The sequence below is a fragment of the Afifella sp. H1R genome, assembly GCF_021462425.1.
GTDB lineage: Bacteria > Pseudomonadota > Alphaproteobacteria > Rhizobiales > Afifellaceae > Afifella > Afifella aestuarii.
Genome location: NZ_JAKEDY010000003.1, coordinates 447,385 through 460,197 on the forward strand (window position 1 = coordinate 447,385; position 12,813 = coordinate 460,197).

At 65.6% G+C, this 12,813-nt stretch carries 11 protein-coding genes; 6 read left to right on the top strand and 5 right to left on the bottom strand.

Annotation, left to right across the window (positions count from 1 at the left end; all coding sequences use genetic code 11):
* Window positions 1–2: 2 nt before the first annotated feature.
* The 4 genes from L0F51_RS19190 (at window position 3) to L0F51_RS19205 (ending at window position 4,839) form a co-directional block, all read left to right on the top strand.
* Complete coding sequence (locus L0F51_RS19190; RefSeq protein WP_234630755.1) at window positions 3–404, top strand: biopolymer transporter ExbD; 402 nt, start codon at window positions 3–5, stop codon at window positions 402–404.
* A complete protein-coding gene (locus L0F51_RS20235) occupies window positions 401–1,429 on the top strand; it encodes an energy transducer TonB (RefSeq protein ID WP_234630756.1) in 1,029 nt (342 codons plus the stop codon). The genes L0F51_RS19190 and L0F51_RS20235 overlap by 4 nt, the downstream gene beginning before the upstream one ends.
* A gap of 226 nt (window positions 1,430–1,655) precedes the next feature.
* Window positions 1,656–2,582 carry a deoxyribose-phosphate aldolase gene (deoC, locus tag L0F51_RS19200; protein WP_234630830.1) on the top strand — a complete coding sequence of 309 codons (927 nt, stop codon included), beginning with the start codon at window positions 1,656–1,658 and terminating at the stop codon, window positions 2,580–2,582.
* Between the two features lie 10 nt (window positions 2,583–2,592).
* A complete protein-coding gene (locus L0F51_RS19205; protein WP_234630757.1) occupies window positions 2,593–4,839 on the top strand; it encodes an aldehyde dehydrogenase family protein in 2,247 nt (748 codons plus the stop codon).
* Window positions 4,840–4,939: 100 nt separating this feature from the next.
* Here L0F51_RS19205 and L0F51_RS19210 read toward each other — a convergent pair whose 3' ends face one another.
* The 3 genes from L0F51_RS19210 to L0F51_RS19220 all read right to left on the bottom strand — a co-directional run bounded on the left by L0F51_RS19210 (window position 4,940) and on the right by L0F51_RS19220 (window position 8,274).
* A complete protein-coding gene (locus L0F51_RS19210) occupies window positions 4,940–6,016 on the bottom strand; it encodes a putative zinc-binding metallopeptidase (protein WP_234630758.1) in 1,077 nt (358 codons plus the stop codon).
* 151 nt (window positions 6,017–6,167) lie between these two features.
* Window positions 6,168–7,712 (bottom strand): GH3 auxin-responsive promoter family protein, encoded by a 1,545-nt coding sequence (locus L0F51_RS19215; protein WP_234630759.1) that lies wholly within the window; start codon window positions 7,710–7,712, stop codon window positions 6,168–6,170.
* A gap of 181 nt (window positions 7,713–7,893) precedes the next feature.
* Window positions 7,894–8,274, bottom strand: a complete 381-nt coding sequence (locus L0F51_RS19220; RefSeq protein WP_234630760.1) for a PRC-barrel domain-containing protein — start codon at window positions 8,272–8,274, stop codon at window positions 7,894–7,896.
* A gap of 279 nt (window positions 8,275–8,553) precedes the next feature.
* Between L0F51_RS19220 and L0F51_RS19225 the strand changes: the two genes are divergently transcribed.
* The gene (locus tag L0F51_RS19225; protein WP_234630761.1) at window positions 8,554–9,726 is read left to right on the top strand and encodes an aminotransferase; all 1,173 of its coding nucleotides are present in this window, start codon (window positions 8,554–8,556) and stop codon (window positions 9,724–9,726) included.
* Window position 9,727: 1 nt separating this feature from the next.
* On the opposite strand, the gene folP is transcribed toward L0F51_RS19225, so the two are convergent.
* Window positions 9,728–10,627: a dihydropteroate synthase gene (folP, locus tag L0F51_RS19230; RefSeq protein ID WP_234630762.1), complete on the bottom strand. Its 900-nt coding sequence runs from the start codon at window positions 10,625–10,627 to the stop codon at window positions 9,728–9,730.
* A gap of 114 nt (window positions 10,628–10,741) precedes the next feature.
* On the bottom strand, window positions 10,742–11,830 hold the full coding sequence (locus L0F51_RS19235) for a DUF2793 domain-containing protein (protein ID WP_234630763.1): 1,089 nt from the start codon (window positions 11,828–11,830) through the stop codon (window positions 10,742–10,744).
* A 118-nt stretch (window positions 11,831–11,948) separates the two neighbouring features.
* Between L0F51_RS19235 and L0F51_RS19240 the strand changes: the two genes are divergently transcribed.
* Entirely contained in the window at window positions 11,949–12,809 is an 861-nt protein-coding gene (locus L0F51_RS19240; protein WP_234630764.1) for a DUF1989 domain-containing protein, read from the top strand.
* Window positions 12,810–12,813 lie beyond the last annotated feature (4 nt).

Genomic DNA, 12,813 nt, shown 5'->3' on the forward strand with positions numbered 1-12,813 from the left:
CGATGCGGCTCACCCAACCACGCAAATCCGCACCGGGCGACGACCTCGTCCCGCTCATCAATGTCGTCTTCCTGCTTCTGATCTTCTTCCTGCTCGCTGGGACGCTGATGCCGGCACCCTCCGCGCCAGTGGATTATGTGAGGGCGGGTGCCGAGCCGACGCCGTCGATCCCGGCCAATGCCGTCTATGTCGATGCGGACGGTCTCACCTATTTCGACGGCGAGCAGCTGACGGGCGAGGCCCTGCGCCAGCGGCTTGCAGCTGCCGAGCTCGGTGCCGGCAAGATCCCGCTGGTGCTCGATCGCAGCGTGACCATGGAGAGGCTGAAGCCTGTCTTCGATGATCTGACCGCGGCGGGGCTCGCGAAGGTCGAACTGATGACGGTGCGAGGGAGCGCCCGGTGACGAAGGACCGGGTGGCCTGGATCGTCGCCGCTGTCGCCGCCGTCGCATTGCATGCGGCGGTTCTGGTCACGTTCACGGCCATGCCGGATTCTGCTCTCGATGGCGGGGCCGGCCAGCCCGAAGCGGTTGCCGGCATCGCCGAGGCGGACTTCTTCCAGATGATGAGCGACGTGAGCGCCAACGACGCGGAAAGCCCGAGCGACGTTGCCGACACGGGCGAACCGCTCGATCCGGTGGAGGAGACGGAGGTCGTCGAAGCCGTTGCGCCGGAGACGCTGGAGGAGGTTGCCCCCGAAGAGGTGCCGGAGCCTCAAGACGAGGAACCGGCCGAGCCGCCCGCGCCGGACGAGGCGGAGCAGGTGCCTCCAGAACAGGCTGTGCCGAGTGAGCCTGAGGAGGTCGCGGAAGCGCTCCCGGCGGAGGAGGTGGAGCCGGTCGAAGAGGTGCTGCAGCCGGTCGAGGAGGTGACGGAGATGGCTGCGCTATCGCCGGAACCCGATGTGGCGATGCCGCAGGCGCGGCCCGACAGCGTGCCGCAGGAAGTGCTGGAAGTCTATCGCGCCGAAAAGCAGGCCGAACGCGAAGCCGCCGAACGGCGTGAACGTGAGCGCGCCGAGGCGGCAGCGCGCCGCCGTGCGGAGGCGCAAGAGGCTGCACGCCGGGATGCCGCTAGCCGTCGTCCGGCCCCGAGTGCGGGAGCGCGTGCCGGTGGCGGCGGCAGTCAGGCGCAGGGGCCAAGCCGACGCGCGGTGGCGACCTACAACAGCCGCATCTACGCCCATCTGGCGCGCTACAAGCGCTATCCTTCCGGCGGACGCAGCAACGGCACGGTGACCGTGCGCTTCACGATCTCCGCCTCGGGTGCGGCCGGCGGTGTGCGCCTCACGGGCTCCTCCGGCGACGCCGCGCTCGATCAGGCGGCCGTTGCCATGGTCAATCGGGCCTCACCCTTCCCGCGCATCCCGCCCGAGTTCGGGCGCAGCTCCATGACCTTTACCGTTCCCGTCAGCTATACGCGCCGCTAAGGTCGTCCGAGAATGATCAAGGCTGGCGAGGGCTGATGGAGGCTCGGCGCAGGCTCGATCCGCCTTATGTGGGCGCGTAACGCGGCTGTGCCCGCGCAACCGGGAGCGAGAAATGTCTGAAGAGCGCGTCTTTCCGTTCGGCGCCCCTTTCGCCATCGGGCGCGTGCCCGCAGCGGATGGTGCCGAAGAGGTCGCGCCGGCCCGGGATCATGCGCGCAATTCGGGCATGCCGCTCAAGAAAGACTGGTTCGAGGAGATGCGCATCAATGCCTCGGCCGTGGAGCGGCGAGCCGGTACGCTGGCGGGGCGTCGGGGGCTGAAAAAGGAATGGCGGGCGGCCTGGCTTTTGAAGGCGCTGATGGCGATCGATCTCACCACGTTGGCGGGGGACGACACGCCGGCGCGTGTGCGCCGTCTCTGCGCCAAGGCGCGGCGGCCGTTGCGGAGCGATCTCGTCGATGCGCTCGGGCTTGCCGACATGCCGACCGTCGCTGCCGTCTGTGTTTATCCGACCATGGTCGGCCCGGCCGTGAAGGCGTTGGAGGGCTCCGGCATTCCTGTCGCGTCCGTCGCCACAGGCTTTCCCTCCGGGCTGATGCCGCTGCCGCTCAGGCTTGAGGAAATCCGCTACGCCGTCTCGGAAGGCGCGAGCGAGATCGATATCGTGATCACCCGCGCCCATGTCTTCGCGCAGGATTGGCAGGCGCTCTACGACGAGGTGGCGGCGATGCGCGAGGCCTGCGGCGCCGCCCATATGAAGGCGATCCTGGCGACCGGCGATCTGAAGACGTTTCAGAATGTCTACAGCGCCTCCATGGTGGCGATGATGGCCGGTGCCGATTTCATCAAGACCTCGACGGGCAAGGAGGATGTGAACGCCACCCTGCCGGTCTCGCTCGTCATGGTGCGGGCGATCCGCGATTACCTGGAGCGCACGGGGGTGAAAATCGGCTTCAAGCCGGCGGGCGGGCTGAAGACGGCGAAGGACGCGCTCGCCTGGCAGGTCCTGATGAAGGAAGAGCTCGGGCGGGACTGGCTCGAACGCGATCTCTTCCGCATCGGCGCGAGCTCGCTTCTGGGCGACATCGAGCGGCAGATCGAACAATTCGTCACCGGGCGCCCTTCCTCTGCGACGCGCCATGCGGTGGGATGAGGAGACGAGGATGGCAGCGGTGACCGACATCCTGGAGACGATGGATTACGGCCCGGCGCGCGAGAGCGACGTGGCCGTGCGTGACTGGCTCGCTCGCCATGAAAACGCGTTTGGGCCGTTGATCGATGGTAGCGTTCACGCAGCCGCGGACAGCGAGCGCCTGACCGTGCGCAATCCCGCGACCGGCGAGGTGCTGGCGCAGGTGGCAGCCGGAGGGGCGGCGGAGATCGCAGCTGCGGTCGGCGCGGCCAAAACCGCCTTCGAGGCCTGGTCGGCGCTGCCCGGTCATCGGCGCGCCCGCCATCTTTACGCGCTGGCACGGAGTCTTGAGAAGCGGGCGGCCTTCTTCGCGGTGCTCATCTCGCTCGAGACGGGACGGCCGCTCCGCGACAGCCGCGATATCGATCTGCCGCTCGCGATGCAGCATTTCGAGCATGCTGCGGGATGGGCGGAACTCGTCGAAAGCGAGTTTGCTGGCTATCGCCCTCTCGGGGTCTGTGGCGAGATCAGCACCCGCGTGGGCGGGCTCTCGGTGCTTGCGGGGAAAATCGCGTCGGCACTCGCCGTCGGAAACAGCCTCGTCGTTGTCCCGCCTGAGCGCATGCCGCTCTCCGCGCTCCCCCTCGCCGAGGTCGTGGCAGAGGCCGGACTTCCGAGTGGTGTCGTCAACATCGTCGTGGGTGAGGCGGCCGGCGCGGCATTGGTTGCCCACGAGAATATCGCGCGGATCGGTTTTACCGGGCCGGTGGCGCGCGGCCGCGAGATCCGCAAGGCGCTGGCCGGCACCGGCAAGGAACTCGCCCTGGACCTTGGTACGACGACACCCTTCCTCGTCTTCGCGGACGCCGATCTCGATGCCGCCGTGGAAAGCCTCGTCGACGGGAGTTTTCTGAGCGAGGGGCAAAGCTGCTGTGCCGGCATGCGGCTTCTCGTCCAGGAAGGCGTGGCCGAGCGGCTTCAGGCGAAGCTGAAGCGACGCATGGCGAAACTGCAAATGGGTGACCCGCTGGAGACATCGACCGATTGCGGACCGCTCGCCGACGATGCCGATCTCACCCGTCTGACCGGGCTGGTGGCGATGGCGGGGGCCGAGGGCGCGGAGGTCTGGCAGGCGGACGCCGACATCCCGGGAGAAGGCCGCTTTTTCCCGCCGACGCTCGTGAGCGATGTGGCACCGGCCATGGGCGTGGCGGAGGCGGAGATCGCAGGCCCGATCATCCGCTCCACCACCTTCCGCACGCCGGATGAGGCGCTGAAGCTCGCCAACCATTCCCGCTATGGCCGCGTCGCGACGGTCTTCTCCGAGAATGCCGGCCTGGCGCTCGAGATGGCGACGAAGCTTCAGGCGGGCGTCGTCTGGGTGAATGGAACGAACTTTTTCGATGCGGCCGTCGGTGTCGGTGGCGTCAAGGAAAGCGGCTTCGGTCGTGATGGCGGTCGCGAAGGGTTTTCGGGCTATTTGAAACCGGCATGGCCGAGGGGGAGTGTCCCCGCCGACTTGCCCAAGACCGATTTGTCCGCCGTTTCTAAAACCAAGGATATCAACGGCGCTGTCGATGCCGCGGCCAAAGCCGCTGGCTGGGCGGCGATGAGCGGCCATCAGCGGGGGCAGCGGCTCTATCGCCTTGCCGAAACGCTGGAAGCGCGTGCGAGCGAGCTTGCGGCACGGCCGGGCGCCGCGAACGGCGGAAGCGCCGAGGCCGTTGCGGAGGAGGTGGCGCTTTCGGCCGCGCGCATCGCCTATTACGCGGCGTGGGCCGATAGATTTGACGGCGCGGTGCATTCCACGCGGGCGCGTCACCTGACAATCGCTATCCAAGAGCCGCTGGGCGTGATGGGTATTTTGTGCCCGCCGCAGGCGCCGCTCTTGGGGCTCGTCTCGCTGGTGGCACCGGCGATCGCGATGGGCAATCGCGTCGTCGTCGTTCCCTCGGAGGCGGCACCGCTCGCAGCGCTGGATTTTTCGCAAGCGCTTGCGGCGAGCGGCGTGCCGGCAGGCGTCGTCAACGTCGTCACGGGCGATCCTCTTGAGATTTCGGCAACACTTGGCGGGCATGATGATGTGGCCGCATGCTGGCACTTTGCAGGCCCCGACGGACTTGCCGATTTCGAGCGCGAGGCCGCGGGCAATCTCAAGGTGATCTGGTCTGTCGACGGTCGCCGGATCGACTGGCGCGATGCCGGGGAGGGCCAGGGACGCGACTATCTCGTCCATGCGACGCAGGTGAAAAATATCTGGATGCCTTACGGGGCCTAGCGTCGGCTCTTGAATCAGTTTGTTAAGAAAGCGCGACGCGCCTCACGATCTTGACTCAAGATCTGCAAATCTCCCGTTAACCTTCTGATAACCATGAGGTTTATCGGGCGGCCTCTCCAGCCCGCCCATGCACGAGATCGTGGATGAAGCCGAGCTTGCCGATGACCGTGGGCGACAGCACGAACGGGTAGAGATCCTGCAGACCCATCGCCCGGTTGAAGGCGTTGAGAGCCGCGGTAACGGCATGGCCGGCCCCCATGATTGCGCCGATGCCGACATCATCGGCGAAGACGTCGAGATCGACCTTGACCGTCAGATGTCCGTCGACGTCGACTGAGGGCGCCGTCGATATCCCCCAATTATGGGCGGTCTCGACCGTGTCGACGAGATGGAAATAATGCGCCCAGGTCTCGGCGAAATCCTCCCAGGGATGGGCGCCCGCATAGGCGGAAACGAACTCGTCCTGCCAGCCCGGGCGCGGCCCGCTCGCGTAATGTGCCTTGAGCGCGTCGCCGTAGTCGGCACGGTCATCGCCGAAGATCGCGCGACAGGCCTCGAGCGCCTGGCCGTCGCGCACCAGCCGATCCCAGTACCAGTGCCCGACCTCATGGCGGAAATGGCCGAGAAGCGTGCGATAGGGCTCGCCCATGGTGATGCGCCGGCGTTCGCGCTCGGCATCGTCGGCCTCGGCGAGCGCGATGGTGATCTCGCCATTGTCGTGGCCGGTCATCACCGGAGCACCGGCCTGCGGCGCATCGGCGAGGAAGGCGAAGCCGAGACCTTCGGGATGCTCGCTGCGCGTCAGAAGCGGCAGGCGAAGGCGCATCGCCGTATAGATCATGCGGTGCTTGGCGGCCTCCATACGTCGCCACAGTGCCCGATTTTCCGGTGCCGAAAGATCAGGGACGGTGAGATTGTGGCGGCAGGCGGCGCAAAATGCCTCGCCGCTGTCGGCGGGGATGAGCCAGTTGCAGACGTCGAAAGCGGCGTTGGCGCAGTAAGTCCAGCGTCCCTGTGGCGCGCTGTCCCCGATCGCCTCGAAATGCCCGCCGCGGTCATCGAGCGCCAGCATGGCGTTGGAATGAGCTTCGTAGCCGAGGATGGAACGGCAACGCTCGCAGATGGTGTTTTCGAAGAAGAGGATCTGCGAACAGACGGGGCAGGAAAAGAGCTTCATCGTCAATGACCTGGGTTGCGGGCACGCGCGGCCACCGCGGGTCGCAAACGGGCGCCCGGCGCGCTTTGGAGGTTGGTTCGCAATGAATGCCCGGCTCGCCATGAATGGACGAGCGCCGCTGTGGTTCCCGTTCGGCGGATCTGCGAGCCGCTCAGCGCCGGTGGGCGACCTTGCTCTCGCGGGCGAGCCCGACGAGGCTCGTCAGGATCTCCGGGTCGTTGATGATGCGCGGCACCTTGTTCTGGCCGCCGAGCCTGCCGCGGCGGCGCATCCATTCCGCGAAGGTGCCGGGGGCGACCGCGATCACCTCCGGCGCGTCCATGCCGAACCCGCCCTGGCGGTGTGAATCGTAATCGTCGTTGTTCAAAATGAGCGTGTAATCGAACTCGGCCGCAAAGCTCTCAAGCTCGGTCTCGGACGGCTGGCGGCCGCGGAATTCGATCACGTAGACGTGGCGGCCGCGCGAGGCATTGCCGCGTGAGGGGAAAACCGGACCGACGGAATAATCGCTGATCTGCAATCCGGCATTGGCCGCGGCGCCGAGGAGGGCCTTGGCAATTTCTTCGGGCGTCAGATGCTCGCCGAAGGCCGACAGATATTCCGAAATACGCCCCGTGACCTTGATGCGCGGCGGATCGAGCGAGACGAGGCGAACCGTATCGCCGAGGATATAGGCCCAAAGCCCCGCATTGTTGGAAAGAACGAGCGCATAATTGCGCCCGATCTCGGCGTTCCCGATCCAGTGCCGTGTGGGATCGGGTCGCCCGAGCTCCTCCACCGGCAAGAACTCGAAGAAGAGACCGTTGTCGAGGAAGAGGCGCAGACCATCCTCCGGTGCTTCGTCGGAAAGCGCGATAAAACCTTCGCTTGCCGGATAGACCTCGCGCAACTCCGCATGGCTGCCCTCCATCCATTCGGCAAAGGCTTCCCGGTAAGGCGCAAAGTCCACGCCGCCATGGCTGACGAGTTCGAGGTCGGGATAGATCTCGACGAGCCGCCTCTTGCCGGTGATCTTGGCGAGCTCCTCAAAGAAGAGAAGCATCCAGCTCGGGATGCTGGCGATGCTGCGGATCGGCTCCGACAGCGAAGCGCGCGCCATCGCCTCGGCCTTGTGCGCCCAGTCGGTTTCGCGTGCCAATTCCGGATCGGGAAAGACGAAGCCTGCCAGAAGCGGCGGCACTTCGAGGCGGGCGATGCCGGAGAGATCGCCGCTCACGACACCGCTGCCATGATCTTTGAGGGCCGTCGTGCCGCCAAGCACGAAATTCTTGCCGGCCATGACGCGGCTCTGCGGCCGGTGGGCGACGTGATGGACGAGAAGATCGACGGCGGCGCGATTGTTGGAGCGCGCCATCTGGTGGCTGATCGGGATATATTTGACGCGCCCCGTCGACGTTCCGGACGTCACGGCGAGGTTTGCGATCTGGTCGGGCCAGGTCAGGCCTTTGAGAACGGGGAAGGCGGCCTGCCAGTATTCGGCCCAAAAGTCCTCGTAGCGGCGGAGCGGCACGCGGGCTTGAAAATCTTCAACCGACCGGATCTCGTCAAAGCTGTGGGCCTGACCGAAACGCGTCTCGCGGGCATGGCGTGTGAGCGCGAGCAATTGCCGGCTCTGGACCTCGTGCGGGTGTTGCCGCGAAAGCTGAGAAAGACGGTGGCGCGCATAGATGCGCAAAAGGGGAGTGGCGTCGAGCATTGCTGCGCGCTGCTTACAGCCGGCCGCCGCCAGAGTGTACCCGAAATTTGCCTGGGCGCGGCCTTCGCCGAGACATATGCCCGCTTTCTCGTCCGCTCACGCGTCGATTGGGAGCAGCGGGCCTGCTGCTCCGCGGCGGACCCATCGCCGCCGCGGAGCCAGTTCATGGCCTATTGCAGGCTTATTTGGACCATTCGTCGAGCGACTCGATCTGGTCCTTCGTCATGTTGATGATGATCTTGTCGTTGTGGATGCGGGCATCAGTGAGCGGGATGACGACATTGCGCTCGCCTATCCCGAGGAAGCCGCCGACATCGGTGACGACTGCCATGGAGGATCCGTCGCCGGAGGCGAGAATCTCATCCACGTCGCCGATCTCCTCGCCGTCCTGGCCCACGATCTCCATGTCGTCGAGATCGCCGACCGTGTAGGTCGGGGGATCGACCGGGATGTTGACGGCCATATCTTCGTCGTCGACCTCGACCCAGGCGCCTTGCGCGAAAGCGATGCCCGTCGCCAGCAAGACGGCGGCAGAGGACATGGCGGCGAGTTTGATTCTCATGAATGGTTCTCCACGGGTGTCGGGCTTTGCCCTTCGAATGATACTGGGACGAACGGTCGGGACGCGCTTTTGTTCAATGCCAGGAGCGCGGATCTCTGCGGCTGAGGGGCGCATCCCGGTTATGGAACGGCTCAGCCTCTGATCGAGCGGCCCGCATCCCCTCGCGCCAAAAGTGCGGCGCGGGCGCTCTTTCTTGATCAGCCTCAGGCAATTAGAAGGAGCGATGCGCTGCCGGCGGGGATCCCGTCGTCTTCTCCTTTGCAGCCAGGCGGACAATCAATGGCAAATTCCATCTTCGGTGGGCTCGACACCACCATCTTCGAAACCATGTCGCGCATGGCGGCCGAGGCCGGCGCGATCAATCTCGGTCAGGGATTCCCGGAAGGGCTTGAGCCGGAGGAGGTGGTCGAGGCTGCAATCGCCGCCCTGCGCTCAGGTCCGCACCAATATCCACCGATGGCGGGCCTGCCGGCGTTGCGCCAGGCCGTGGCGGAAAATGCCAAGCGCTTTCTCGGCCTCGACGTCGACTGGGAAAAGGAGGTTCTCGTCACCTCCGGTGCGACGGAGGCACTGGCCGACGCCTTCTTCGGGCTTCTGGAGCCGGGCGACGAGGTGATCGTCTTCGAGCCCGCCTATGACAGCTATCAGCCGATCATCCGCCGGGCCGGTGCGGTGCCCGTGCCGGTGCGCATCGCCCCGCCCGATTGGGGTCTGCCGTTTGAGCGCCTCGAAGCGGCGATCACGCCGAAGACGCGCGCCTTCATTCTCAACACTCCGTGGAATCCGATCGGCCGGATCCTGGGTGAGGAGGAGTTGCGCTTCCTCGCCGATCTCATGCTGAAGCACGATCTCGTGGCGATCTGCGACGAGGTCTACGAGCATCTCGTCTTCGACGGCCGGCAGCACCGCACGCTCTTTGCCCTGCCGGAGGTGCGTGACCGCGTGGTGCGCATCGGCTCCGCCGGCAAAACGTTTTCGGTCACGGGCTGGAAAGTCGGCTACATCACCGCCTGCGAAACGCTGTTGAAGCCGATCATGCGGGCGCATCAATTCATGACGTTTACGACGCCGCCGGCGCTGCAGGCCGCCGTTACCTTCGGGCTCAATCTGCCGGACGCCTATTTCGACGGGCTGCGTGCCGATCTTCAGGGGCGCCGCGATCTCCTGGTCGGCGGTCTGCGCGAGGCGGGGTTCGTGGTGGAAGATGTCGAGGCGACCTATTTCGCCATTGCGGCGACCGGCGAGGCGGAGCCCGACGATGTCGCCTTCTGTCGGGCGATGACCTTCGAGGCGGGTGTGACGGCGGTGCCGCTCTCCGCCTTCTACGGCAAGGGCGACATGCGCTCGCATATCCGTTTCTGCTTCGCCAAGCGCGAGGAAACCTTGCGCGCGGCCGTCGAACGGATCGTCGCCTGGCGGGAGAAGCGGGAGAGGCTGGCCGCCGTCGGCTAGGTCATTTGCTGGTGTCGGCTCCGCGAATGGCGGCGGCGATGCGCATCGCCGCCGCATGCTCCGCCACATCGTGAACGCGCACGATCGCAGCACCCGCGAGCGCCGCCAAGACATTTGTGGCAAGCGTTCCGGCGAGGCGGTCAGTCTCGTCGGCACCCGCGACTTTGGCGATGAAGGATTTGCGCGACGTTCCGGCAAGCAGCGGCAGACCCAGCGTCTGCAATTCGCCGAAGCGTGCGAGAAGCTGAAGGTTCTGCTCTGGCGATTTGCCGAAGCCGAATCCCGGATCGAGAACGAGTCGGTCTTCGGCGACGCCTGCCTCGTGAGCCACGTCCAGGGCACGCCGGAAGAAGGCGATACAGCCCGCGACCGGATCGATCTCCATCGGCTTGGCCGAGCCGAACACTCCCTGATTGTGCATGGCAATGACGCCGGCGCCGGTGCGTGCGGCGACTGCAGCCATCTCCGGATCGCCGAGAAGGCCGCGCACATCGTTGAGGATTTGCGCGCCGGCCGAGACTGCGGCTTTGGCGACTTCGGCCTTCATGGTGTCGACGGAAACGAGAATGCCGTTTGCGGTCAGGGCTTCGATGACGGGGAGGATGCGTCGGATCTCTTCGTCGGCCGCGACCGGCTCGGCATTGGCGCGGGTCGATTCCCCGCCGACGTCGAGAATCGCTGCGCCTTCGTCATGAAGTCGGAGCCCGTGCTCGATCGCGGCTTCGGTGCGAAAAAACTGCCCGCCGTCGGAGAAGGAATCGGGCGTCACGTTGACGATGCCCATGACGATCGGCACACGCGCATCCCCCGCCTCGCGCCAGGATCTGAGGAGGCTCGCAAAGCCGGCCCCGACACCATCGGTGAAGGGCTGGGCGCGCGCGGACGAGGCAGAGTGTGTCATTTGTGTGATGGTACACTCAGCCGGCGTGCAGGCAAGACATCGTGTCGCGGGTCTTGGCGATTTCCCCGCGCCAGCGAGCTTCCTCGGGGGAGGTTCTCCCCGCTGCGTGGCGGTTCAGGGGAGCCGCGTTCCCCAGAAGAAATTCTCGTTGGCGAGGATACGTCCGGCTGCGCCGGTCGGAAAAATCTTCGGGCTGACCATATCGCCGACGGCAAGCTTGAGGAGGGCGGTCACCTGCACCTGGGTTTCGCCGGAGACGAGGGCGGCATCGCCCGTCGTGCCGATCGTGTCGGCGGCCGGTGACGTGCCGTTGACGGAGAGCCCGACCTGCAGCTTCGAGGGGGTGCCGGCACCCGCCTCAAAAGTGCCTGCGAGCCCGAAAAGATAAATCCCGTCGCTCGGAGCCGTGAAGGTCAGGACGTTGCTCGCGATGATGGCGGCGAGCTGATCGTTGTGGCGGAAATTGTTGAAGAGCATGTCCCGCCAGGCGCCCGCCGCATAATTCTGGCCGTAGTTCAGGTACGCGCTGAAACGGGCATTCGCCGGCATGGTGACGGCGCCGCTTTCGCGATCGAGGACGAGGCCGGTGTGATAGGTCGACCCGTCAGGTGAGACTTTGAGGGTGAAATCGTCTGAGCCCAAAAGACCGAAGAGGGCCCGGGCCGAATAATCGCTCTGGAAGGTGAAGCCGGCATCGCCCCCTGCAGTCGCCTTGTTGAGGGCAACGCGCATGTCGCCGCTGCCCGGGGTCACATCGTCGTGGCTGAAGAGAACGGCATCGGATTTGACGGCGAGGCGGTTGCTTGTCTCCGAACCCGTATTGATGCCGAGACAGGGCAGGGTCTCCGGCGGTTCGGCAGTGAGCGTCACCCAGGCAACGCCATCGAAGACGAGCGGCAGCATCTCGTCGATCGACAGCGCGAGGAAGCCAGGCTTCGGCGTGTAGAATGTCCACGCGCCATCCTGGAACGCGGCGATGTCGTTGTCGTGGCCGGACCAGTCGCCACCTGCCGATCCGGCTCCCGGCGCCGCAACGATAAAGCGAGCGCCGGGAGCCGGATCGGCCGGCGGGGCGGTGAGGTCGCGGCGCGTGATGGCGAGCTGCACCAGCGTATCGAGCATCCGGAGCGCTTCGTTGTGCGTGACATGCTTCTGCGCCTGTGCGGAAAGGATCGTCGGAAGGGAGAGATTTTCTGTGTCCATCGTCGCCATCCTGGGTTGGCCTGAAACCGAAGGACGTCCAAGCTAATCGCGGTGGATGCGACGGGGATAAGTCGACAAACTCGGAGCGCGGCATGAGCCCTCTGAGGATGAGGATGCAATGAAGCTGAACGAGCCAGAACATGACGCGCCGGCCGATGCCGTGGCGCGCCGGGATATCGAACCGGTCGTCTGCTATCCGACGGCGACGTTGCCGCCTGTCGATCTCACGGCCTATCGCGCCGCGCGGGATGGCTGGACAAAAATCGCAGAAACGCTGGTGCCGCCGCGCGATGCCCGCACATTCACCGTCCCGGCGGGGCATTTCTTCCGCATCGTTTCGGTGGAAGGCCCGCAGGTCGGCGATCTCAATCTCTGGCACGAGGCGGATCTCACCGAGCGTTTCTATTCCGGCAAGACGCGCGCACTCCACGGCACGCATCTGTCGACCGGAGATCGGCTGTGGTCATGCCTGCCGTTTCTGCGGCCGATGGCGACGATCACCGACGACACGCTCGACTGGTATGGCTTCGACCGCTTCGGCGGGTCCGTCCATGATGTCATCGGCACGCGCTGTGATCCTTATACCAACCGGCTTTTGTCCGGCGGCGACTACCATTTCTGCTGCCATTCCAATCTCATCCGTGCGCTCGCGCAAGCGGCAGGGATCGATCTGGACGAGGCGGAGCGGCATGTGCACGACGTCCTCAACGTCTTCATGTGCACGGGTTTTGCGCGCGACACCGGGCAGTATTTCATGAAGGCGACGCCGGTCCGGCCGGGCGATTATCTGGAGTTTTTCGCCGAGATCGACCTGCTGGGTGCGCTTTCTGCCTGTCCGGGCGGCGATTGTTCGAGTGAGCATTCGAGCGATGCCGCGACCTGCCATCCGCTTCTTGTCGAAGTCTACGAACCCGCGAACGAGCCGCAGGGATGGCGGCCAGCTGAGCCGAACGCCTACAGCCGACGTCACGGCATGTGAGGCG